General features: G+C 59.7%; 19 protein-coding genes. 12 read left to right on the plus strand and 7 right to left on the minus strand.

Features of this window, described 5'->3' with window-relative positions; genetic code table 11:
- The first annotated feature begins 21 nt into the window (after positions 1-21).
- The 3 genes from K1X12_RS11195 to K1X12_RS11205 all read left to right on the plus strand — a co-directional run bounded on the left by K1X12_RS11195 (position 22) and on the right by K1X12_RS11205 (position 3,699).
- A complete protein-coding gene (locus K1X12_RS11195; RefSeq protein WP_220987669.1) occupies positions 22-729 on the plus strand; it encodes a hypothetical protein in 708 nt (235 codons plus the stop codon).
- Positions 726-2,558, plus strand: coding sequence for a PepSY domain-containing protein (locus K1X12_RS11200; protein ID WP_220987670.1), 1,833 nt, complete (start codon positions 726-728; stop codon positions 2,556-2,558). Before K1X12_RS11195 ends, K1X12_RS11200 begins: the two co-directional genes overlap by 4 nt.
- A 169-nt stretch (positions 2,559-2,727) precedes the next feature.
- Positions 2,728-3,699, plus strand: a complete 972-nt coding sequence (locus K1X12_RS11205) for an NAD(P)H-dependent flavin oxidoreductase (protein ID WP_220987671.1) — start codon at positions 2,728-2,730, stop codon at positions 3,697-3,699.
- 203 nt (positions 3,700-3,902) lie between these two features.
- Here the strand turns inward: K1X12_RS11205 and K1X12_RS11210 are convergent, their stop codons facing one another.
- The 3 genes from K1X12_RS11210 to K1X12_RS11220 form a co-directional block, all read right to left on the minus strand.
- Positions 3,903-4,577, minus strand: coding sequence for a superoxide dismutase (locus tag K1X12_RS11210; protein WP_225908112.1), 675 nt, complete (start codon positions 4,575-4,577; stop codon positions 3,903-3,905).
- Positions 4,578-4,844: 267 nt separating this feature from the next.
- Positions 4,845-5,168, minus strand: a complete 324-nt coding sequence (locus tag K1X12_RS11215; RefSeq protein WP_220987672.1) for an ArsR/SmtB family transcription factor — start codon at positions 5,166-5,168, stop codon at positions 4,845-4,847.
- Positions 5,169-5,263: 95 nt separating this feature from the next.
- On the minus strand, positions 5,264-5,833 hold the full coding sequence (locus K1X12_RS11220) for a TMEM165/GDT1 family protein (RefSeq protein WP_225907952.1): 570 nt from the start codon (positions 5,831-5,833) through the stop codon (positions 5,264-5,266).
- Between the two features lie 375 nt (positions 5,834-6,208).
- On the opposite strand from K1X12_RS11220, the gene K1X12_RS11225 reads away from it, so the two are divergent.
- Together K1X12_RS11225 and K1X12_RS11230 are read left to right on the plus strand one after the other, a co-directional pair.
- Complete coding sequence (locus K1X12_RS11225) at positions 6,209-6,919, plus strand: DUF3299 domain-containing protein (protein ID WP_220987673.1); 711 nt, start codon at positions 6,209-6,211, stop codon at positions 6,917-6,919.
- Between the two features lie 120 nt (positions 6,920-7,039).
- A complete protein-coding gene (locus K1X12_RS11230; protein WP_220987674.1) occupies positions 7,040-7,468 on the plus strand; it encodes a hypothetical protein in 429 nt (142 codons plus the stop codon).
- A 5-nt stretch (positions 7,469-7,473) separates the two neighbouring features.
- On the opposite strand, the gene K1X12_RS11235 is transcribed toward K1X12_RS11230, so the two are convergent.
- Together K1X12_RS11235 and K1X12_RS11240 are read right to left on the minus strand one after the other, a co-directional pair.
- The gene (locus K1X12_RS11235) at positions 7,474-9,837 is read right to left on the minus strand and encodes a serine/threonine protein kinase (protein WP_220987675.1); all 2,364 of its coding nucleotides are present in this window, start codon (positions 9,835-9,837) and stop codon (positions 7,474-7,476) included.
- Positions 9,818-10,402 carry a sigma-70 family RNA polymerase sigma factor gene (locus K1X12_RS11240; RefSeq protein ID WP_220987676.1) on the minus strand — a complete coding sequence of 195 codons (585 nt, stop codon included), beginning with the start codon at positions 10,400-10,402 and terminating at the stop codon, positions 9,818-9,820. Before K1X12_RS11240 ends, K1X12_RS11235 begins: the two co-directional genes overlap by 20 nt.
- 147 nt (positions 10,403-10,549) lie before the next feature.
- On the opposite strand from K1X12_RS11240, the gene K1X12_RS11245 reads away from it, so the two are divergent.
- The 5 genes from K1X12_RS11245 to K1X12_RS11265 all read left to right on the plus strand — a co-directional run bounded on the left by K1X12_RS11245 (position 10,550) and on the right by K1X12_RS11265 (position 16,468).
- Entirely contained in the window at positions 10,550-11,125 is a 576-nt protein-coding gene (locus K1X12_RS11245) for a hypothetical protein (protein WP_220987677.1), read from the plus strand.
- A gap of 3 nt (positions 11,126-11,128) precedes the next feature.
- Entirely contained in the window at positions 11,129-12,793 is a 1,665-nt protein-coding gene (locus K1X12_RS11250) for a hypothetical protein (RefSeq protein ID WP_220987678.1), read from the plus strand.
- Positions 12,794-12,922: 129 nt separating this feature from the next.
- Entirely contained in the window at positions 12,923-13,954 is a 1,032-nt protein-coding gene (locus K1X12_RS11255) for an FHA domain-containing protein (RefSeq protein WP_220987679.1), read from the plus strand.
- An 8-nt stretch (positions 13,955-13,962) separates the two neighbouring features.
- Positions 13,963-15,474: a serine/threonine-protein kinase gene (locus tag K1X12_RS11260; protein ID WP_220987680.1), complete on the plus strand. Its 1,512-nt coding sequence runs from the start codon at positions 13,963-13,965 to the stop codon at positions 15,472-15,474.
- A 46-nt stretch (positions 15,475-15,520) separates the two neighbouring features.
- Positions 15,521-16,468, plus strand: a complete 948-nt coding sequence (locus K1X12_RS11265; protein WP_220987681.1) for a C1 family peptidase — start codon at positions 15,521-15,523, stop codon at positions 16,466-16,468.
- Positions 16,469-16,548: 80 nt separating this feature from the next.
- Here K1X12_RS11265 and K1X12_RS11270 read toward each other — a convergent pair whose 3' ends face one another.
- Entirely contained in the window at positions 16,549-18,816 is a 2,268-nt protein-coding gene (locus K1X12_RS11270) for a TonB-dependent receptor (RefSeq protein WP_220987682.1), read from the minus strand.
- 172 nt (positions 18,817-18,988) lie between these two features.
- Here K1X12_RS11270 and K1X12_RS11275 point away from each other — a divergent pair, with 172 nt between their 5' ends.
- Together K1X12_RS11275 and K1X12_RS11280 are read left to right on the plus strand one after the other, a co-directional pair.
- Positions 18,989-20,380 carry a DUF1254 domain-containing protein gene (locus tag K1X12_RS11275; protein WP_220987683.1) on the plus strand — a complete coding sequence of 464 codons (1,392 nt, stop codon included), beginning with the start codon at positions 18,989-18,991 and terminating at the stop codon, positions 20,378-20,380.
- 103 nt (positions 20,381-20,483) lie between these two features.
- Positions 20,484-21,137 carry a GntR family transcriptional regulator gene (locus K1X12_RS11280; protein ID WP_220987684.1) on the plus strand — a complete coding sequence of 218 codons (654 nt, stop codon included), beginning with the start codon at positions 20,484-20,486 and terminating at the stop codon, positions 21,135-21,137.
- Here the strand turns inward: K1X12_RS11280 and K1X12_RS11285 are convergent.
- Positions 21,114-22,433 carry a hypothetical protein gene (locus K1X12_RS11285; protein WP_220987685.1) on the minus strand — a complete coding sequence of 440 codons (1,320 nt, stop codon included), beginning with the start codon at positions 22,431-22,433 and terminating at the stop codon, positions 21,114-21,116. The genes K1X12_RS11280 and K1X12_RS11285 overlap by 24 nt on opposite strands.
- Positions 22,434-22,442: the final 9 nt, after the last annotated feature.

Below are 22,442 nucleotides of genomic sequence, written 5' to 3' on the forward strand. Positions count from 1 at the left end.
GCGACCACTGGGGAGGTGGGAATGAAGCCGGTCACCTTGTTCCGCAAGACGCATAAATGGGCGACGCTCATTATCGGCGTTCAGGCGGTCTTATGGACGCTGGGCGGGGTCTACATGACCGTGATCCCGCTTCCCATTATTCACGGCAAGCATCTGATGGCAGATGTTCAGCCAGCGGAGATAGACTGGGCGCGGGTCGATATCGATCCTGGCCTCGTTGTCCTCGCAAATCCAGATGCCCACCATGTTCGCCTCACCATGTTCGACGGGCAGCCAGTCTATCAGGTGATGGGCGAGCGCCATTCGCTCATCAGTGCTGAAACGGGGAAGGTGGTGTCGCCTGTCTCCGAAGACTCCATCCGCCGGGTGGCCCGCGTGGACTTTGCCGGCGATGCAGAAATTATTGGCGTTTCGTTGATCGAGGATGATATGCCTCTGGAAGTGCAAAGCGCGACGCCGCCTCTCTGGCGGGTCGATTTTGCCGGCTGGAACGAACCGAGCTTTTTCTATTCTGCCGAGACCGGGCAGTTCGTGTCCCGGCGGCACAATCTCTGGCGCGGTTTCGATATCGCCTGGATGTTCCACATCATGGATTACAAAGACCGCACGGACATGGACAACTGGCTGCTCAGGATATCGACGGCTATCGGCCTCTTCAGCGCGCTCGCAGGCATGGGCCTGCTTGTTTATCGGTTCACACGCCGCAAGCGGCCGGAGGTCGCCCAATGATCTTCCTGCGATGGCTTCATAAATGGCTTGGCCTGATCGTTGGTGTGCAGATGACGCTGTGGATGCTCAGCGGCTTCGCCATGGCCGCCATGAGTATGCACCAGATCAAGGGTGGCGACCGGCGCAGCGAGGCGGCCCTCCCGGCGCTCGATCGCAAGGTCCAGCCGATTTCGGCAATCCGGCAATCTGTCGAAGGCGCTCAATCGGTTGCGTTGCGTCACGGCCCGGATGGTCCGGTCTATCATATCGTGACGCCCGCCGGCATTGCATTGCTCGATGCTTATACGGGCGCGCCGTATGAAGTGACTGCGGAGCGTGCGCTCGCGGCGGCTGCCACAGACTATTACGGCCCCGGAAAGCCAGTCTCGGCAGAGCCACTGACAGCGCCCTTCATGGAGCTGCGCAAACACACCGGACCTGTCTGGCGGGTCAACTTTGACGATGGCCGGAACACATCGCTTTATATCGATGGCGTCTCGGGGCAGGTGCTGGAACGGCGCAATGATATCTGGCGCGTGTTCGATGTGTTCTGGATGCTCCACACGATGGACTATGTGGGGCGGGACAATTTCAACAATCCTCTGGTGATCGTTGCCGGCTTCGCCGCGCTTTGGCTGGCGATGAGTGGTTTCCTCCTGCTGTTTTCCAGCTTCCGGCGCGGCGATTTCGATATCGGCTCGGCGCTCCGCCGCCTGCGGGGGGATACGGTCACCAGCGCCGTCCATGCGCCGGGCCGCGAAGTCAGCAATCTTTCCTTCGCGCCGGGCCTTTCCTATTTCGATGCGTTCGCACGCCTGGATGTAAACCTCCCGTCCAGCTGTGGTGGCGCAGGCAGCTGCGGCCAATGCGTTGTCCGCCTGAAAGCGCCCACGCGTCCTGGTAAGGATGAGCTGCGCCATCTTTCGGCGGCAGAGCTGGAAGAGGGATGGCGTCTCGCCTGCCGCCATCAGGTGCGCGATGGGGTGGATGTGGAGCTTCCCGAGGGCGTCCTCGATAATGCTATCCTGTCGGGCCAGGTGAGCGCCGCGCGGTTCATCGCGCCGTTCATCAAGGAAATCCGCATTCGCCTGGATGCGCCACTGTCCCGTCCCTTTGTGGCAGGCCAATACGTCCAGCTTCTAATCCCACCGGGGGATGTGCTGGTGGACAATGCGGACGTTCCTGACGCATGGCGCAGCCGTTGGCTTGATGCGGCCGATGGATTTGAATCCTCTTCGTTGCATGAAGCGCGCCGCATCTATTCCATTGCCATCGGCCCGCATGAAAGCCCGCGTGAGATTGTGCTGAACGTCCGCCTCGTTCCGCCTGCCGGTGGCGGCGGCTGGGGCCGTGGGTCCAGCTATGTTTTCTCCCTGTTGCCGGGTGATCCTGTCACGCTGAACGGGCCTTTCGGTCGCTTTGGGCCGTCGGCGTCGGCCACCTCGCTCGTGCTGATCGGAGGCGGCTCCGGTATGGCGCCGCTCCGGTCCATCGTGCGGCATGAATATTCCGCGCAGGGTCAAAAGCGGCCCATCCGCTTCTTCTACGGCGCGCGGACAGAAGCCGATATTCTTTACCGGGAGGAGTTTGAAACCCTTGCCGGTTCGGAGGATGGCTTCGATTGGGTCGTGGCCCTCTCTGATGCGCAGGTTTGCCCGCAGGAATGGAGCGGTCATCGCGGTCTCGTCCATGAGGTCGCCCGGCAGGAGCTTGGCACACAATCGTCAAACCTTGCCGGATGCGAGTTCCTCCTTTGCGGCCCGCCCGCCCTGATCGAGGCATCCCGCCAGATGCTTCTGGCACTGGGTGTTTCGGAAGGTCAGATCCGCTGTGAAGACTTCGGCGTCTGAGGGTGCAGGCAGCAGAAACCCGCTTTCCCTAGGGAAACAGGAGCGCGATTCTGCTGCCGCTTCCGCCGGGTGAAGCCTTCCAAACCGGCATTTGCCTGTGCCATGTCTCTCTGGTGAAACAAGATCGCCGCCCGGCGTCCGTCCGGGGTGCACAGAAAAGGGGAGTGACATGGCTCAATTCAAAACCCGCCTGACCGAGATGTTCGGTGTTGAAACGCCGATCTGTATGGGCGGCATGACCGGCGTTGGGTATGGCGAACTCGTCGCCGCTGTCGCCAATGCCGGCGCGCTCGGCTTCATCACCGCACACATGTTCAAGTCCGGCGAGGAGCTCCTCGCTGAGATCGAGAAAACCAAGAAGCTCACCGACAAGCCGTTTGGCGTGAACCTGACGCTCCTGCCGTCGATCAACCCGATCCCTTATGACGAGTATCGCGAAGCCATCATCCATTCCGGCATCAAGATCGTCGAAACCGCTGGCCGCGCGCCCACTGATCACCTGCCGCGCTTCAAGGAGCATGGCGTCAAGGTCATCCATAAATGCACCTCGGTCCGCCACGCCGTTTCCGCCGTCAAAAAGGGCGTCGATGTCATCTCCATCGACGGCTTCGAATGCGCCGGTCACCCCGGTGAGGATGATGTCGGTCTGATCGTCCTTCTGCCCGCCACCGTCGATGCGGTCGACGTGCCAGTCATCGCCTCGGGCGGTATGGCTGACGGCCGCGGCCTGGCCGCCGCGATCGCGCTTGGTGCTGACGGCGTGAACATGGGCACCCGCTTCTGCGCCACCGTCGAAGCAACGATCCATGAGAATGTGAAAAAGAAGATCGTCGAGAACACCGAACTCGATACCGTCCTCGTCGGTCGCTCGCTGCGCAACACCGCCCGCGTCGCCAAGAACGACGTTTCAACTCAGGTCGCTGAAATCCAGAAAGACCCGACCAAAACCTTCGCCGACGTGAAAGAGTTGATGGCCGGCGTGCGCGGTCGTGAAAACGTCCTGCGCGATGGCGACACCGATGGCGGCATCTGGACCTCGGGGCAGAGCCAGGCACTTATCCACGATATCCCGACCTGCAAGGATCTCGTTTCCAACATCATGAAGCAATTCGAGGAGGCGCGCGCCAAGCTCGCGCGCTGATCCGCAGAGGGCTTTGCCCTCTCACCTCAAGGCCGGGCCGCGTCATGCGCTGCCCGGCTTTTCTTTGCACGGAAGTGGACCGAATTGTCCCTGAAGTGACCCAAAGTGTCGCTAAAAGTATCCGTTCGGCCTCAAAAAGACACAGAATGACACGGTAAGTACGCGAACTTGCCGGGGCCGGGACCCCGGCAAGTCCTCACGGATTACTTCGCGGATTCGTAAAGCGCGTTCACTTCGTTCCAGTTCACGACATCCCACCAGCTCTTGAGATAGTCGGCGCGGCGGTTCTGATAACGCAGGTAATAGGCGTGCTCCCAAACATCGACGGCGAGCACGGGTTTGCCCTGTACCGCAGCCACATCCATCAACGGATTGTCCTGGTTCGGGGTAGAGGTGATTTTCAGCCCTTCATCCGTCACCACCAGCCAGGCCCAGCCGGAGCCGAACTGGCTCGTTGCCGCAGCATTGAACGCAGCCTTGAAATCGTCCAGCGAGCCGAAGGTGGCTTCGATGTCCGCCAGCAGGTCCGCAGAAGGCTCACCGCCCTGGCCGGCCGGCGCCATCAGCTTCCAGAAAAGCGAGTGATTCCAATGGCCGCCGCCATTATTGCGGATCGCCGGGGAAAGGGTCGACACTTTTGCCAGCAGTTCTTCCAGCGGCTGAGCGCCAAGTGCCGGATCGGCAGACAGCGCCTTGTTGAGATTGGTCACGTAGCCGGCATGGTGCTTGCCGTGATGGATTTCCATGGTCTGCGCATCAACGGCGCCTTCCAGCGCGTCGTAAGCGTAGGGCAGGTCGGGAAGGGTGTAGGTGATGACAGCCGGCGCGGTTTCTGTAGCGGTGGCTGCAGGTTCGCTCGCCTGGGCAGTGGTTCCCATGCTGGTGCAGGCAACCGCACCCAGCGCCGCGGTGGCGACTAGAAATGTTCTAAACATAATATTCTCCCTGATCTGAAGATGGTTCATGAATCCGGTTCGGCATGAGACACATGCGCTTCACCCATATGGAACCTGCGCTGGCGCAGGTCACGGACGAATATGTCTGGTGTCAGTGTGTAGTCAGTTTGAACGGCTTTGGGGCACATCAGTGCCCGATTGTGAGCATCACTCACGCCTTTGTGATGGAGCCATCGCTTGGCCGCCCGATCACTTCTTTCCGTAGAAATCGCACAGGGTATCGATCAGCGACTGCGCGATACCTTGCTTGCAACGATAGTAGATCGTCTGCGCGTCACGGCGGCTTTCCACGAGGCCAGCGGAGCGCAGTTTTGCCAGGTGCTGGGAAACAGCCGATTGAGACTGGCCGGTCATCTCGGCGAGCTGGTTCACTGGTTGCTCACCTTCACTGAGGGCACACATGATCTTCAGCCGTGTTTCGCTCGCCATAGCTTTAAGAACGGCCGCGGCTTCATGAACGCGTTCCGTGACAACCGCCACGCTGGGCGCGTTTTTGCGTCGTGCGAGGGGCATTCGGGGCAAGTCTCCATGGAACGGGGCAGAAACGAGTGCGCTGGACGAGGTGGGGCTCTTTGCCCTGCCTGTCCAGCCTGCCTGCGGAAGAAAACTCAGAGATAACCGGCAGTTTGCGCAGCCAGCCACACCCCAATCACAATAAAGAGCAGTGCTGCCAGCATACGCACCACATTCAGCGGCACACGGCGGATCAGCTCGTTCCCGAGGAACACTGCCGGCACATTGGCGAGCATCATGCCCAGCGTGGTGCCCATGGTGACCATGATCAGGTCGTTGAAGCGCGCGCTGAGCGCAACAGTCGCCAGTTGTGTCTTGTCGCCCATTTCCACCAGGAAGAAAGCGATGACGGTTGTAACAAACGCGCCAAACCGCGCGGGTTTGTCTTCCACATCGTCCAACTTGTCCGGGATCAGGGTCCAAAGGCCCATTGCCACAAACGAAGCGGCGATCAGATAGCGGAACCAGTCTCCTTCCAGGAAGGCAGCGGCCTGCGCGCCGATGAAGGCGGCCAGGAAATGGTTTGCAATCGTTGCAACGAAAATGCCGAAGATGATCGGCAGTGGCCGTTTGAACCGGGTGGCCAGCACGATGGCCAGAAGCTGTGTCTTGTCGCCGATTTCGGCGAGTGCGACCACGGCGGTAGAGGTCAGTAAGGCTTCCAAGATAATAGTCTCCAGGCCGGGCGTGTGCGTGAGTCCAACGACATCACATCCTGGCCCGGCATGGCAGGATGCAACGTCATTGGTCTCGCCCGAACGGTAAAACCGTCCCTTCCGCACCATGGCCTCTCGACCAAGTATGTTGACACGGAAGCCCACCTTTCGGCGGCTGGCTACTCCCCAGATGACCCGCGCTGCTTAACCGGGAACGGCGCGATGGGCAAGGGCTGAGCCAAATGAGGAAAGCTTTGCCGCTTGAGCTGGTTTTGCTGTCCTGTCAGGGAAGGATCAGGGAATCGCGGGAAATGTCTCTGCGAGACTCGACAAAGCACAAAAAGTTATAAAATAACATTTTGTGCTGATCCGGAGAATGCTTTGATGATGAAGACCCTGGCCGCTGGCGTCGTGGTGCTCCTGTTGGTGGCTTGTGGAAGTCCAGCGCCGGCTGACGAAGATGACTCTATGGCGCCGCCGCCAATGCCGGAAGGGGCCGTATCCGAGACTTTCGATCGGCCCAGCCCATCTGGTTATGTCGATGAGAGCGCGGTTGCCTCTGCGCCGATTGGGGAAAACGGCTATTGGGGCGTCAAGGAAGGCGAGGCGCTGCCGATCATCTGGGATGACCTTATGCCTATCGGCGGCGGCGAGGCGCTCGAGCAGGAATATGCCGATTTCTACAAGACGCTTGAGGCGCGTTATAGCTCAGCAGGCGCCAGCGAAGGCTATCAAATGATCGAAGAAGGCTCCGATCTCGACTACATGCCGCAGCTTGGGGGATTTGAAACCGTTGCTGAGCTTGACGGGAAACTCATCCGTATACCCGGATACGTTGTGCCGTTCGATTTCAACCTCGAGAAAAAGCAGGCGAGTTTTCTATTCGCTCCTTATATGGGGGCCTGTATCCACACGCCGCCACCACCGCCGAACCAGATCATATATGTTGAAGCGGACCCGGCGGTGAAAATTGATGACATGTGGGTCGCCTACTGGCTGGAAGGCACGCTGACGGCTGAGAAAGAAGAGACCGATCTGGCGGCAACCGCCTACAGGCTGACGCTCACAAAGATCGAGCCATATTTCGTGCCATAGCGAGCACAATTTCATGACCCGAAATTACATCGTATTGCGCCTTTGATTGAGAAGGGCGCTCATGCCCGGCATTGGCCTGCGGAGGTTTGGGTATCCCGTGGGCCGGACTGGAGGAAATCAATGTTGCGCGCACTCATCGTTTCACCCCTGCTGATTATTCCAATTTTTCTCTACATGATGATCGCTTTGACCGCTGGAGACGGCGGCACTCAGGCGCGTCTTGCGGGTAATATGTTGAGCGTGCCGATGATGAGCGGAGGGCGGTGGCTCTTCTCGCTGGGCGACTTCGTGCTGCTGGTAGGGCTTATATTCCTTTTTATCGAGATCCTGAAAGCGGCGCGAACAAAGAGCGATGCGATCGTCAATCACTCGCTCTCGATGGTATTGCTTTTGGTTTGCGTTATCGCCTTTCTGGCGTTTCCCGGGTTCGGAACATCTGTGTTTTTCCTGCTGATGGTGATGACATTGCTCGATGTCGTCGCCGGGCCAATCGTCAGCATCGTCGCGGCGCGCCGGGATTTCGGACTGGGTGACCAAATCGGCGGTTAGGGCAGTTAGTTGCCGCACTCGACATTCAGCAGAGCATGGATGTCGTCGGGGTCCCATCCAGCGTTCTCGTCGGCGAGCAGGGCCTTCATATCCATGACCGTCTGCGCTTCACGGATGCGGGCGCAGGACCAGGACTTCGTTGGGTCTGCGGCATCAAGTTCTACGCCGTGGGAGAGAACGTTCAGCATCCTGAATAGGTAAAACGTGTCAGTTGGATGTTCCCGGATATAAGGAACGAGCAACGCCCCGGCTTCCTCAAGGGCGGTTTCGGCGGCCGGTTGATTGCCGGAGAAATGTTCCGCCGTTGCAAGCTTTTGCAGCATGGAAGAAACCCCTTCCGGGCCGCCCATGTCTTCGGGGTTTTCCGCCATCAATGCCCGAGCCATCTCCAAAGCCTTGAGGGCGGCTTCTCGGCTTGCTGGCATGTTTCCGGCTAAGCGCGACGCTGTCGCGAGTTCGCCATACGCGACCATCAGCTGAGTCTTGAAGTAATAGTTGTCAGGTCGCTCAGCGAGCTGCTCAGATCTTAGGGTGATTGCTGTGTTGAGAGGCTCCAGAGCCTCTGCGCCACGTTCCGCCTGAATGAGCAACATGGCCTCCTGGCTGGCGAAATAGGCCTGCATCTCCACGCCGCTGCCGATGCGCTCGGTCATTTCCGGAGTGAGCTCCGTGCGCCACTGACGAACCTTTTCGAGAGCTTCGTCGACTTTGCCTTCGGCATCCAGCAATTGGAGTTCATCTGTCCGGATGCTCCAGAAATGGCGAAGGATCGGGCGTTCACCTTCCGCCCCAAGCGTCAGGCCTTCTTCTGCAAGGTTTCGTGCGCGGTCATTTGCGGCATGCGCGGCCACAAGATCATTCTTGTGATAGTAATTCTGCATGGTCAGCATACGTTCGACCATCAATAGCTCGGCAATCGCGGTCTTGTCGGTGGGATTGCGCTGAAGCGCTTCTTGCAGCGTCTTCTGGGCGTCGAGAAACAACTGCATCGACAGTTCATTTTCGCCAAGGTTGGCGATGCCGACGCCGCCATAGAGGTCTGCGAGACGCGATGTGATGATGCCTACTTCCACGAGGACGTCATCGGGCGCGTCTTCGTCTAGCTGCAACCCGGTGATGTAGTCCTTCACCACGCCGGCAAGTGACTTGCGGGCATCCAGTGATCCGGAAAGCTTCTCCGCTTCGTCGTAAACGTCGAATACCAGTGTCCGGCTCAGCTCGCGGGCTTGCGTGAACCGGTTATTGGCAACGGCAAGCGCTGCCTCGGCGCGATTATACTGGGCGACTGTCGTCGCCAAAGCCGCGGAGAGGCCAACAATGACGGCGATCAGTGACAGGACAGCAACACGGTGACGGCTGATGAATTTGCCCATGCGGTAAGTACGGGATCCGGCAAAGGCGGCGACGGGCTTGCGGCTGCGGTAGTTGGTTATGTCTTCGTTCAATGCGTCGACAGATGCGTACCGCTCGTCTGGCGTAGCGGCAGAAGCGCAATTGATAATGGCGTTCAGCTCCGCATTGCGTTCCGGGTGTTTGACCAGATCACCAAGGAGTTTGCCGAGAGAGAAGATATCGGACAGCGTGTTCGCTGCGGCGCCGCGCTCGCGTTCCGGCGCGGCGTAGCCCGGCGTATAGCTCATGGAGCTCTTTTCAGCGCCGCTTCGGGCGGAAGATGTGGGCGATGGGTCGGTAGACTTGGAAATGCCGAAATCGATCAGCTTTACCAATCCGTCCTGATTGACTAGTACGTTTGAGGGGGTGATGTCGCGGTGGATGATCAGGTTCTGGTGGGCGAACTGGACGGCGTTGCAAAGGTCCTGGAACAGATCAAGCCGTTGTTCCAGAGATGCGCCCGTGCGGTCCGCCCATGAGAGGATCGGCTCGCCGTTCACGAACTCCATAATCATATAAGGCGAGCCGTTCTCCATCTCCCCGCCATCATAGAGGCGCGCGATATTGGGATGGTTCAAGGTCGCAAGAATCTGGCGTTCGCGTTCAAACCTGTCGATCAGGGCTTCGGAGAGCACTCCTGGCCGGATGATCTTGATCGCGACAGTGTGCTCGAAGTTTCCGCTATCGCGCTCGCCTTTGTAAACGGCGCCCATGCCGCCTTGGCCGATGATCTCGGTGATGCGATAGGCGCCCACGCGCTCCGGCGCATCCGGCTCAACAGTATCGTGTCTGGCGCCGCCAGTCTTCAGCGCGCCGGGAAATGCGCGTTCCGCTTCCAATAGGCTGAGGACGCGCTTCTCCAGAATTTCATTGCCGGCGCATTGTTCCCGGACCCAGGTCGCGCGCTGATCGGACGGCATGTCGAGGGCTTGCGATAGAATTTCCAGTGCAAAGCGGTCAATCGATCCGGTGTTCATCCTGTCTCGCTTCATTGAGGCAATCGAGCAGCCAGGCGCGTGCAGCGCGCCAGCTTCGTTTCACCGTGGCTTCCGAAACGCCTTTAATCTCGGCGATCTCCTCGAGGGTCATGCCGCCAAAGTAACGCAGCTCGACGATTTCGGCTTTCTCTTCATCGATGACGTTGAGCCGGATCAGGGCCTTTTCCAGGACGTCCATTTCTATACGGTCCGCGCGGCCATCTCCGAGGCGCGACACCAGGGTCACTTTCTGATGTTGGCGTTTGTCAGAGCGTTTCTTTCTGGCGTGATCGATCAGCACCCGGCGCATTGCGCGTGCAGCCAGCGCCAGGAAATGAACCTTGTCGGACCACTCAATCTGATCCACCCGCATCAGGCGAATAACGGCCTCATTGACCAGGTCGCTCGTTGACAGGGACAGGTTCCGCTCGGAGCGGATAAGCCCGGCCGAAATTTGGCGAAGCTCGGAATAAAGTTCGGTGAACAGCCGGTCGCGCGCGACCATGTCGCCCGCCCGCCAAGCATCCAGAAGCTGCTTTGTAGATCTGTCACACGGTTGGCTCATTGCCACCTCCCGATGCGAACCTGTCGCAAAAAGCATGCCGCGACAAGGCATCAGGGCTGCTCAAAAATAATTTTCAATCCGTGTGACCGGAAATCCCTCGTTCCTGCGCCTTCATCTTCAGAGCCGGTTTAATTGAAGGCGTACCCCATGGATCAGACTCTCCAAGAGACACTGCAACAGATCCCACCCGAAGCGTGGCCGATCATCGATCTCCTATTCAACATCACAATGGCGCTGGCGGGGATATGGCTGGCGCTAACGGTGTTCGTGATCTGGCGGAGGCACGCCTCGAACCTGACCCCAGTGAATGCAACGAGCAAGAACAGCAAAGCTCAACCGGACTTTCTGAAGGTGGACCGGAAAGCCCGGGAAGAGGCGATCAAGCGCGGGGACGAACACGAAAAAGCGCTTGACCGGCGCGATGCGGAAGAAGCGAGAGCAGAGGCTGCCGCCAAAACCGCGTCGCGCCGGCAGCCTTTGAGCTTTGCTCAGAGGCTTGCCGGTCTCGCGACGTTCATCATGTCGGTTTTTACCCTCTTTTCCATTGTCACCAGTTCGATCTTCACGGTCTCCAAGCTGGGCGATGTCGTTGGTGAAATGTCCGCCGTCGACCGCATGGTGGCAATCGTTGTGGCTCATCCAGTTCCAGTCGCGATCTGCCTGCTGATCATCTTCGCCCGGGTTTACACCCAATTCTTCATGAACTCTAAGAAGGAGGGCTAAATCATGGCCTCTATGCCGCTTGTCCTGACCGACCCGAACCTTCTTGCCGAATTCGTGCGGGAAGCCGAGTTCAAGACTTTCTTTGAAAAGCGCTTTGCCTCGCCGCCGGATATTGCTGCGCTGCTGTTCAAGAATGGCCAGTTGATCGACAGCTTTCAGGGCGCTCATTTCTCTGTCGGTGGCTTTGCCAATGCCTTGAAGGGCGTCGTCGGGGGATCGACGCACATCGCCATCATGCTCGCGGATCTGAAACCATTCCAGATTTCGATGAGCTTTCAGGGCGTTTCCCGAGACAATGTCGAGATCACGGGGCTGTGCACGTTCGAGCTGCAGCTAAACCCTGACAAGCCCTCCAACATACTCGGCCTCATGCGCGGCGTTTCCCGCAATGAACGTGAGCCTGAGGATGAAGAGCTTGGTCTGCCGGGTCGCAAGGCGCTTTCCCGTGTAGACGTGCTTGAGCGTCTGGCACCGCATGTTTCCGACCGTGTTCTGGAGGCAGTCATCAGCCGGACAGACGCAGACGACATCAGGGGCAACACAGGCCTGCAGGACAAGATCCAGGCCGACATGATGAATGAAGCGGAGCGCGTGCTTGGCGATCTGGGCGTTCTCGTGCGCGCGGTTTCCGTCGAATGGGCGCTCAACAGCGTTGAACGTGAAGCCTTCAAGCGAGCTGAAATTGCGCGTGAACAAGACGCGTTGGACTATCAGCTGGAGCTGTTGAAACGCGAGATCGCGCGCGAGAACGAAGCAACCCAGTTCCGCGTCGAAACAACCGCCGACCTGGCCAAGGTGCAAAGCGCGAGTGAGGACGAGCTTTCACATATGGTGCTTGAGAGCGAGGTTCGTTTTATCGACGCGCGGGAGGCTGTTTCCCGGCGTCATGAAATGGAAGCCCTGGCGCACGAGATCGAAGTGCTGCGTTCCGAGCGCGCCGCCAAGATGAAGATCGAGATTGAGGATGCCGGACATCTGATCGATCTGACCAAGGAAGCGGGCCGCCTCCGCAAGATCGAGATCGACATCGAGGAACTTGACGCGCGTCACAGCCAGAATCTGAAGAAGATGGGCGTGATGACAGACCTGGAGCTGCATGAGCGGCGCCAGCGCATGGAGCTCGAAATGGCGCGCCTGGCCCAGGAGCAGGCGCACAAGAACCTTGAGCGTATGATGAACCTTGAGGCGGCCACTGATGACCGCACCAACGAACGCAACATTCGCGCGAACAAGGCGGATACAGACAACAAGATTGCCATGACAAAAGCCGAAGCGGATGCCCGCACGGCTCAATTGATGGCAGGCGCGAAAATGACGCCGGAGCAGATCCTCGCAATCAATGCAGGCCTCTCTCCGCATGTTGCAGAAGTCTTGAAGGAGCAGGCCCGGGCGCAGGCCAGCAATAGTCAGGAATCCATGGAGATTATGAAAGAGCTGATTAAGGGCGCGGCCGACGAGCGCGCTGTCAGCCGGCAGCATGAATTGGACATTCTGAAAGCGGGCATGACAGGCGCCACGGGCGTCGCTCATGGCGCGGGCGGAAAATCTGGCGCGCCGGTGGATACGTCCAGCAGCGATCCGGCGACGGTTGATTGCACGAAATGTGGCCGGACCATGCCGGCAAAAGCCAACTTCTGCACCGGCTGCGGCCACAAGATGCGGACCTGACCTCCGATGTCTGTCGCTCCTTCCAGTTTCGCGCCACCGGCCCGGACGCAGGCGGAATGTTGCTACCAGTCGGCACTCGACAAGGAGGCAACGTTCTGTGGCGAATGCGGGAAGCCGCTTTTGCGCTGCATGGCTTGCGAAGAATGTGGCGGTCTTCTGGATGACCGCGGGCTCTGCACGGTTTGCGTTGCGCCGTACTTACAGATTGATGCGGGCGCGCTGACGGCTGCGAAAGTGGGCGGTTCAGTTGCATTGCCGATGTCGCTCGGAAATCTTTCGGGCGTGGGGCGGCCATTGTTCGTTACCGGACTGTGGAGCCGGGAGGGCAACGGAGAATGGCGGCCTGAAAGCCTTGGCTGGGAGAGGTTGGACGCTGGCGAAGCGCGCCCCTTCAATATCGTCGCGCGCGAACTGGACCGAACCGGCGCCCACAGCGTTCAAGTGCTGATCGCGTTGGCAAGCCGGTGGCGGTGGCGTCAGGAGAACTTTGTTTTTACCGCCAACCTGTCGCTCATGATCGAAGGTCCTGAAGCGGACAAAGGGCCCGTCGTCAATATCGGCGGTCAAAGCGCGGGGCACGGGAACACAGTTTACATTTCCGGCAAGGCCGACACCAAGTCAGCTGTTCAGAAATCCAGTGAGGCTGTTCTGGTGCCGCTTGTCAGAGCTGAGCGGGAAGAGCGGCGGCTTGGATTGCGGGGCATTGACGCCGATAGCTGGGTGCCACGCAATGCGGAACTGGCCTGGAGCGGGTTCGAGAACGGCGACGCACCCTTTGATGGACCGATCATGACGCCGGACGGCGTTGTTTCAGTCGGCCGAAGCCGCCCTCGCGCACAAGGCGGCGAGGGGGATGTGCGCCTTCTTGCATACGGGGCCAGTGGGGAGCTGGACGAGGACACCAGCCGCTTGATCTCGCGCCGGCACTTCGAACTCTACATAGAATCTGACCGGCTCATCCTGCGCGTAACCGCTAGTGGCGGGCTGCGGGTTAACGGCAACGCGTATGGCGATGGCAAGATCATCCGTCTCGCCGATGGCGATGTAATTGCGCCCATTGTTTCGGCGCCCGATGCCCTCGGCATACGCGTGAGCTTCCGAACTGAACATGGAAGCGCGCGCAGCATTTCACTTCAGCGTATCGCGCCCGGCAAAAGGTAGGACCCCTCATGAGTAAATGCAGGAATTGCGGCGCAGAGATCGCTCAAGGCGACCGGTTCTGCCAGGAGTGCGGCGCCGATCAGCAGGAAAGCAAAGCGGCCAGCCTTATGACCATTGGCGGCCTAGAAACGCTCGATACCGGAGATGTGCGGCCACGCGGACGTGACGCGATGCCAGACCTGGAGCCGGGTACGGAGTTTTCCGGACGCTACCTGATCGAAAGTGTGGTCGGGAAAGGGGGCATGGGGGTTGTCTACCGGGCCCATGACAAGCTGGCTGACAAGACCGTCGCGCTGAAACTCATCCGTGCCGACAGGCTGGCAGGGCAGGGCGCTGTCAGGCGGTTGATCTCGGAAGGCATCACCACGAGAGATATCCGGCATCCGAACATCGTTGCCGTTTATGACGTGGGTGACGCCGCAGGTCAGCCCTTCGTGTCGATGGAATTCATCAAGGGGCAATCCCTTCGGGACTGGCACCGAGATCGTATCCGTCAGCGTAAGGATGTGCCTCTGCGTGTTGCGGCGCGGATTATTGCAGAAGTGCTTGATGGGCTGGCCGCGGCGCATGCGGCCGGGGTGATCCACCGCGACCTGAAGCCCGAGAATATCATGTTGACTGACGAGCCCACAGAGGCGGCCGCGCCCCTCAAGATCCTGGATTTTGGGATTGCCCGGGCAACGACAGGGGCAACAGATTCAAACACGGGCACCGGCCTTGGCACGCCCCGCTATATGGCACCAGAACAAGTCACGGCCGCGGACAGCGCCGGCCCTGAGGCAGACATTTATTCGCTTTCCGTCATTTTCTATGAATTGCTGGTGGACGTGCTTCCTCAGGGACATTGGCAAGCGCCTTCCGGTGGCAGGTCGGACGTGCCGACAAGTATCGACGTACTTATCGAGCGTGGGCTCTCAAACCGGCCCGCCAACCGCCCCCAAACGGCGAAGGAATATCGCAAGCTTCTTGTCGATGCGGTCAATCTCGGGGTTGTGTACCGGACCGAGGAAAAACAAGACGGCTCGCGGTCTACGCTTTTCAACAAGAATTCCATCATTTGGGGCGGCGCTTCCGTGGCCGCGATCTGTGTCATTGCCATCACAGCCGCCGTGGCCGGGTCTGGTGGAGACGTAGTGCACGGTCAGGGTGAGGGCGAAATCGCAGGCGGTGGCGGTAGCTTTTCTCCGCAACCCGTCAAGACTTCTGCCTATTCGCAACTGAGTGGACAATGGGATGATGGTCTCGGGAGCCTTTACTCTGTTCGTGTGAATAACAATGGTGCCTTTTCCGGCACAGGGCAGAACAGTTACGGGTACGGTTTGCAGATCAGCGGACGCCTGAATGGCAGTTCCGGAGACTTCAATCTCGCCGTTCCGTCCGTAGGCGCGACTTTTGCCGGGCGCCTGCAATGGGACCAGGGCTGTCACATCAGTTTCCAAACTTACGACATGAGCGGAACGCTGGTCGGGCAGGGACAGATGCATGTGAATCACACGCCTGGCGGGCCGTGCCCGAGCTGACGGAAAGCGCGCAAGGAACTTGTCCAACTTTGAAAGGGGACTCTGAATGTCTGGAAAATGGTCTGGCTACAGCCTGAATGGTTGCCGGTTCGAGACGCGGCCAAGCGCGGCGCCTACGCTGACGGCGCCGACTGTCCGTCTCCCCGATAAAGTCGATCTCCGGGCGCATTGCTCGCCGGTGGAAGATCAGTTGCGCACACAGTCTTGTGTTGCAAATGCGGTGATCGGCGCACTGGAATATCATATCCTCAAAGCGGGGCGTCCTCTTACGGATTTGTCGCGCCTCTTTGTCTACTACAATGCCCGCAGGCTTTCTGACTCTACGATGCTGGATCAGGGAAGCTTTATTCATCACGGGATGGCTGCGGTGCTCGCCTATGGTGCCTGCGAGGCGGCGCTGTGGCCTTTCATGGAATCCATGGTCATCATGCAGCCGCCAGAAACGGCATATCAGAATGCGCGGAACTATGATGCAGTGCAGTATGCCCGTACGCCTCGTGGCGTCCCGGCTTTGACTGCATTGGCGCATGGGCTGCCGGTAGTTTTCGGCATGTATGCACCCGGAGAGTATTACGATGCCGCTGCGCAGACCGGGCGCATGCCCCGGCCCGATCAGGTGGTTCCGCAAAAGCCGCCATCTGGGCACGCCATGCTCATTGTGGGCTACGATTTGCCGGCGCGCCTGTATCTCGTCCGCAATAGCTGGGGCCATGGATGGGCCGAGCACGGATATTGCTGGATTCCCTTCGAGACGATCGATGCCTGGTCGACGGAAGAAGACTTCTGGACCTTTGGCGCTATCGAAGAAACGCAGGGCTTCAAGCTCGCCGGCCCAAGCCTTGCCGATTCCATGAAGAGCGTAGGAGTGGCGTCGGAGCTCGTTGAAGCGCGGTCCGGCCGCCTCGATGCGCTACGCAGTGGGCTGCGGCAATCGCTCTCCAGCAATCTCGAAGCCGCCAAGAAAGACTTCCGCGATCGTCTGCGCGGGAAGTAACTTCAGGTCGCTTCGGCATAAGCAAACGGCCGGGTGGGAGGCGCCCGGCCGTTTCTCTACGCGCGGTTCAGGCCGCTGCCTCAGAACCGCTTGGTAAGCTCAACGCCCCATGCGCGCGGTTCGCCCATAAACGCGGCAAGTGAGCCAGGCTGAAGCGCCGCGTTGAAAGTGACAACGCGATAGCTCTCGTCCAGGAGGTTAGAGCCCCAAAACGCCAGTTCTGCATCATGGCTCTCAAAGGTCAGCCCAACTCGGCCATTGACGAGCGTATAGCCTTCCTGGCGTTTGGCGGGGTCTAGATCGGCGCCGGTAACGGTGGCGGATTGATACCTTGCTGCGCCGGAGAGGAAGAATGTGATGTCGCTGGTGAGGGGTCGCATGTAGCTTCCGCCCAGTTGTGTTGTCCACATCGGCGCAGCGTTCAGGCGGCGCGACGCAATTGCCGCATCGGAAACATCTTCCCCATACTGTGTATCAGCGTATGTCACCGAAAGATTCAGGTCGAGATTGTCGGTTGCGCGGAAGCGGGATTCCAGTTCAGCACCCTGTGAAATGACTTCGCCCTGGTTGGAAAGCAGGGTCTCGGTGCCGGTGAACACGTTACGCTGGAAGTCTGTGAATTCGATCCGGAACGCCGTCAGGTTCGCGCGGACGCGCTTGTCGAACCATTCCGTGCGCACGCCGAGTTCGTAGTTCTCGGACTCTTCAGGCAGGAATGTCTGGCTGGTGCGGTTACCCGCATCCCGGTCGAGGCTGATGCCGCCGGCCTTGTATCCTTTTGCAAAGGATCCGTAGCCCATGAGGTTCGGCGTAAATTGGTAGGACAGCGCTGCCGTGTAAGTCAGGGCATCGTCGATGAACTCTGCTTCATAGTCCGTGGTCGGGCAAAACACCCGTGCGGCCGCCGGAACAAGCGGTGACGTGCAGGATTCTGCGGCCTGTGTAATGAACTCGCCGCCACCGGTCTTGTTTTCCTCAAGGTAGCGAAGGCCGAGCGTCAGCTTCAGCGCGTCAGTGAGCGAGATAGTATTGTGCGTGAAGATCGACCAGCCGTCTCCCTTTTGGTAGTAACGGCGCAACAGGTCGCCATCGCCTTCCTGGTAAAGCGGAATGACCGCCGGCCGGTTGAGCACGCCGCCCAGAAATGCACCAAGGTCTGCGCCCATTACTTGGGATTGCGGGTTATTGAAGTTGCTTTCAAAGGCATAGACGCCGACCAGCCAGTCGATTCGATCCGTCTTGTCCTGAAGAGTGGCCTCGATTGTGTTCAGCCGATCCTTGCTGCGGTCGTTGTCGATGTTGGCCAGGTCGAGGTCGCTGTTGTCCACATCAGAGTCGCGAGCCGATTTGAAATTGCGCGTGCTGGCGATCACTTTCAGGTCGCCGATGCTGGTGTCCCAGGAAAGATGCCCAGAGAGACCGAACTCCTCGATCTCGGAGCGGGGCGGAGTGTTGATCGCGACGCGGTATTCGTCTTCCTGTGTCGGATTAAACACCGTTCCGCCGAGGTTGGTGATAAGTGCTGCGCGCGCGCCGTTTGCAACATAGGGCGCTGCACAGCAGACTTCATCCTTCTCGATATAGTCTGCGATAAGCCGCAGGCTGACAGTGTCAGTTGGCTCGACAAGGAGTTGCCCGCGCAGGCTGTAGCGGTCTTTGTCGTTGTAGGTTTCGCCGTTGACGTCTTCCACATATCCGTCACGTTTGTTGACGAGGCCTGAAAGTCTGAATGCGAGCTTGTCGGAGACAATTGGGCCGGTAACAACGCCCGTGAAGCGCTGCTGCCCATCGCTTCCGAAACCTGCCATGACTTCGCCACCGAATTCAAATTCAGGTTCGCGCGTCGAAATTACGATCGCGCCGGCAGAGGTATTTTTCCCAAACAGTGTGCCTTGCGGACCGCGCAGGACTTCAACCTGCTTCACATCCATCAGGTCGTTGAGCGCAAGGCCGGGGCGGGAGCGATACACGCCGTCAACGAACGCTCCAACCGCGCCTTCCAGGCCCGGGTTTTGGCCCGCCGTTCCAACGCCTCGTATGCGGATCACGCCGCCCGTTGTCTCAGAGTTGGAAACGGTCACAACAAGGGAAGGGGCGACCTGTTGCAGGCCAGACGTGTCGCGCACGCCAGCTTCAATAATATCGCGTTCGCTGACTGCCGTAACAGCGACGGGAATTGTCTGCGCGTCGGCCTCACGGCGGGTCGCTGAAACAATCACGGTATCGGCGCGAAGCTCTGCCTCTTCCGGCGCAGTTTGTGATTGTGCAACTGCGAATCCCGGAAGGCAAAGCGCCAGGGAAGCAGAACCAAGAAGCTTGGCATAGGACGAAGTGGAATTGCGTTTCATGATCCTTCGGATCCTCCCAGATGCGCCCTCATTTGCTCAAGGGACGCTTAAAATTGTCGACAATCCATAGCGGGTGGGATAACCGTGTCAATCGGGATGGCCATATTCCGGCGCGTAAATGCAGCGCCAGGCCAGTGAAATCAGGACGAGAAAACACACGAGAGGAACATTCATGCGCCGACAGGAACTCATTGCATCGACAGCGATTCTGGCTGCTCTGGGGCTTGCAGCTTGTGCAACAACGCCAGTTGTTCCGGATGCGGAGAGAGCTGGATTGGTAGCGCCAGCAGCGACGGCCATTGAGGAGCAGGTCGATGAAGCATTCCTCTACGGGTATGGCATCTATGAGTTTGCCCGGTTCGCCACGTCAGGCAGTACCAGCGTTGGACGCAACGTAAACCAGTTGGGCCATCGCCGTATCCTCTCCGACCATACCCACCGGAATGTGACTGCGCCGAATATGGACACGCTCTATTCGAGCGCGATTCTGGAATTGTCCGGCGGCCCGATGGAAGTCATTACGCCCGAAGCGCCGGACCGTTATCACAGTATCGCGTTCATGGACGTCTTCACGGACAACTTCGCGATCCTTGGCAGCCGCAACGGTGGCGGACACAAGGCGCGCTACTGGATCGCGGGGCCCGATTGGAACGGCGCTGTTCCAGAAGGCGTCACACTCATCCGTTCCGATACAAATGACGTCTGGATGCTTGCGCGAACACTTGTGCGCGGCGCGCACGACCTTGAGGCGGCGACGGCTGTGCAGTCCCAGATCCAGTTGATCAAGGTGGAGGGGCGGGGGCCTGATGTTGGCTATGATTTTACCGCGCCGCCGGTGCCGGACGCCGAAACATTCGTGAATGTTGTCAATGCGATGCTGGCGCGAACGCCGGCCAACGCAGGCCAGGCGGCAAGAGCGGGCGCGTTTTCGCGAGTGGGTATTGTACCGGGTGAGGCTGAGGGGTGGTCCAAACTTGCCTCGGAATTCCAGGAGATATGGAATGAGCGCTTTGCCGCCAATCTGCAGGATCTGAAGCAGAACGCAGAGGCGCTCATGGTCACCATAAATGGCTGGCGCGCGGCCCCTCCGGGCGTGGGTGATTTCGGCGACAATGATATGCTCCGCGCGTCGGTTGCCCTTTGGGGGCTCGCGGCGCTGTCGTCAGATGAGGCGACTTATTTCCGCGCCTCACGCGACGCGACGGGCGAGCCGCTGGACGGAACCAAGGCCTACAAGTTCACCGTTCCGCCAGGGGGCGCTCCAGTTGAGGCATTCTGGTCGCTGACGATGTATTCAGAGGAGCCGGACGGCCGGTTCTATCTCGTTGAAAATCCGATCAATCGCTATTCGGTGAGTGATCGCGTGCCCGGCGTGAAGCCAAATGCGGATGGATCCTACACCTTCTACCTTCAGTCAGACGCGCCTGACGGGGAGGCTGCGGCGAACTGGCTTCCAACACCCAAAGGGCCGTTCATGGTTTCCTTCCGGGCGTACCTGCCCACGCCGGAACTGTTTGAATCCAAATGGACTCCGCCGCCGCTCGAACCCTCGACGCCCGGCTGACCTGCCGTTAGGTTGACGCGGGAATCGGGGAGGCTTGAGTAGATTGGCAGGATGGGCGTCATCAAAGGTAGAGGGTTCGGCGGCGCGGGTGGGGGCCTTGCGCGTGGCGCGTGACCTTGCTCGCTCTATCGAGAAGGGCGAGTACGAACCCGGCCAGCGCCTTAAGGAGCAGGAACTGGCAGACAAGTTCGGGCTTAGCCGCGCGCCAATCCGTGAAGCTCTCCGCCTGCTACAAAGCCAGGGGCTCGTCGTCATCGAGGAAATGCGCGGCGCACGGGTCGTGCGGCCGGGCGATGATGATTTCCGGGAGATCTGGCTGATCCGGGCGGCGCTTTCGGGTGTTGTCTCGGAGTTGGCGGCGGCAAATCCTGACCAGGCAGCCAAACAGCGTTTCCATGCTCAGACGGTCGCTTTGGCGGAGCGCGCACGTGCGGGCGCCGAGACCAAAGAGATCTATGACGGCTTGCGCCAGAATACACGGGTTCTCAGCGAATTGACGCTGTCGACGCGGGCGCATTCGATGCTGCTGGGACTGGCAGCAGGCCGGGAAGCGTTCCAGATGCGCGCGATACAGGCGCCGGAGCGGCGGCTGGAATCTACGCAAACCTGGGTGAAGCTTTCTGAGGCAGTGCTCAAGGGCGATGGGCCGAAGGCTGCAATGCTGATGCACACGCTTTACCGCAATTCCATGCAGTTCGTGATGGCAGAAGACGCAGCTGGCAGCGAGGCTGCGTCAGGCAAGCCGAAGAAGCGTTGAGCGGACGGCTTTGAGGACGGGCAGGATCAGGTCCGGACCCGTTTTGTCGGCAAAGTCGTTTGCGGCGTGATGGAAGCGGTGTGCCGCCAACATACCAATGGCGTTGGGGTATCCTGCGGACAGGATTTCTCCCAGCTCGCCACCCGCGCCCATTTGGGCGGGATAGGGCACTTCCAGTCCAGCAAGACCGGCGAAGGTTTCCTGTAGCGTCGGGATGAGCGCTTCGCTGGCGACCAGCAGGCGTTGCGGGTCCGCATTTTTCAGCGGGCGGAGCTGGGCGCCATATTCGTGCCAGTCGCGCGCTGCGAAGCCTGCGCCAAGATGCAGCCAGAGCTTTGTTTCTGAAGGACTTGGCGCCGCCTCAGCGAGGACGTGGTGGCTGCCGAGATTGTCATATTCGTGGCCACTGTTGACCAGGAAGGTCCAGGCGTGATCGGGGTAGGCTTGGGGGAGGGTTTTGGCGAGAGCGTAGAACACGGCGATACCGGGGCCGCGTTCGCCCATGCAGGGGCCCCAGCCGGAGCGGGGCGTGGAGATAACGATGCGCGGGCCGGGACGGTTGATCTCGGCGATGAGGTTGAAGGCAGGGCGGGTGCCGCCATCGCCATCTGTAATGAGTGTTGCAGTCGCGCCGGTGCGGGCGAGTTCGTAGAGGGGCTCGGCATCCTTCGGGCCGATGACTGCCATCGGCTGGGGCCAGGCGGGCCCTGAGGGATCAGCATTGAGGGCGACGCGTTCGCGCGAAGGCCCTGATGTTACGAGGATTATCGCGGCGGCTCCGCCGTCGGAGAGCGGCTTGATCGCCGCCTTCAGCGCGGGGGCGGCGAGTTGGGAATGGCGCGCATAGGGCAGGACCATGACGATGACAGCGCCGGCAGGATCGGCAACATCGCCGGGGGCGCGCCAGACTTTCAGAGGGCCGCTGACGCCTACCGGGCCGGTTGGGACGACGATGCCCTGGGGGTAGACGGGGGCCTGAAGGGCGCCGACGCGGATGACGGCGGTGGAGGGCTCGAAATAGGGTGTCTGGAATTCCTGCCGGCGGACGGCAAAGCCTTGTTCCTGAAGGATAGTTTCCAGCCATTCGCCGCAGGCGATGTCGCCGGGGCCGCCGGCGCGGAGATCCTTGAACGAGGCGAGGCGATCCAGGGCCTCCGTGATCCAGGTGATGTCATTGTCGGTACGCACAGTGTCAAACTGTGTATTTTTGGATACGTTTGATGTCGCATTGGCGCAGGCAGCCGTCATCATCGAGCCGCCTGCGATCATCATTCCGCGCCGAGTCAGTCCGTTCATTTCCGCTCT

This window comes from Hyphomonas sediminis (assembly GCF_019679475.1).
Lineage (GTDB): Bacteria > Pseudomonadota > Alphaproteobacteria > Caulobacterales > Hyphomonadaceae > Hyphomonas > Hyphomonas sediminis.

Coding starts and splice junctions, on each gene's coding strand:
- K1X12_RS11200 (WP_220987670.1), top strand. CDS start 726: ATGATCTTCCTGCGATGGCTTCATAAATGGCTTGGCCTGATCGTTGGT.
- K1X12_RS11285 (WP_220987685.1), bottom strand. CDS start 22,433: ATGAACGGACTGACTCGGCGCGGAATGATGATCGCAGGCGGCTCGATG.
- K1X12_RS11205 (WP_220987671.1), top strand. CDS start 2,728: ATGGCTCAATTCAAAACCCGCCTGACCGAGATGTTCGGTGTTGAAACG.
- K1X12_RS11230 (WP_220987674.1), top strand. CDS start 7,040: ATGTTGCGCGCACTCATCGTTTCACCCCTGCTGATTATTCCAATTTTT.
- K1X12_RS11275 (WP_220987683.1), top strand. CDS start 18,989: ATGCGCCGACAGGAACTCATTGCATCGACAGCGATTCTGGCTGCTCTG.
- K1X12_RS11195 (WP_220987669.1), top strand. CDS start 22: ATGAAGCCGGTCACCTTGTTCCGCAAGACGCATAAATGGGCGACGCTC.
- K1X12_RS11235 (WP_220987675.1), bottom strand. CDS start 9,837: ATGAACACCGGATCGATTGACCGCTTTGCACTGGAAATTCTATCGCAA.
- K1X12_RS11225 (WP_220987673.1), top strand. CDS start 6,209: ATGATGAAGACCCTGGCCGCTGGCGTCGTGGTGCTCCTGTTGGTGGCT.
- K1X12_RS11210 (WP_225908112.1), bottom strand. CDS start 4,577: ATGGGAACCACTGCCCAGGCGAGCGAACCTGCAGCCACCGCTACAGAA.
- K1X12_RS11240 (WP_220987676.1), bottom strand. CDS start 10,402: ATGAGCCAACCGTGTGACAGATCTACAAAGCAGCTTCTGGATGCTTGG.
- K1X12_RS11245 (WP_220987677.1), top strand. CDS start 10,550: ATGGATCAGACTCTCCAAGAGACACTGCAACAGATCCCACCCGAAGCG.
- K1X12_RS11215 (WP_220987672.1), bottom strand. CDS start 5,168: ATGCCCCTCGCACGACGCAAAAACGCGCCCAGCGTGGCGGTTGTCACG.
- K1X12_RS11270 (WP_220987682.1), bottom strand. CDS start 18,816: ATGAAACGCAATTCCACTTCGTCCTATGCCAAGCTTCTTGGTTCTGCT.
- K1X12_RS11265 (WP_220987681.1), top strand. CDS start 15,521: ATGTCTGGAAAATGGTCTGGCTACAGCCTGAATGGTTGCCGGTTCGAG.
- K1X12_RS11260 (WP_220987680.1), top strand. CDS start 13,963: ATGAGTAAATGCAGGAATTGCGGCGCAGAGATCGCTCAAGGCGACCGG.
- K1X12_RS11250 (WP_220987678.1), top strand. CDS start 11,129: ATGGCCTCTATGCCGCTTGTCCTGACCGACCCGAACCTTCTTGCCGAA.
- K1X12_RS11255 (WP_220987679.1), top strand. CDS start 12,923: ATGGCTTGCGAAGAATGTGGCGGTCTTCTGGATGACCGCGGGCTCTGC.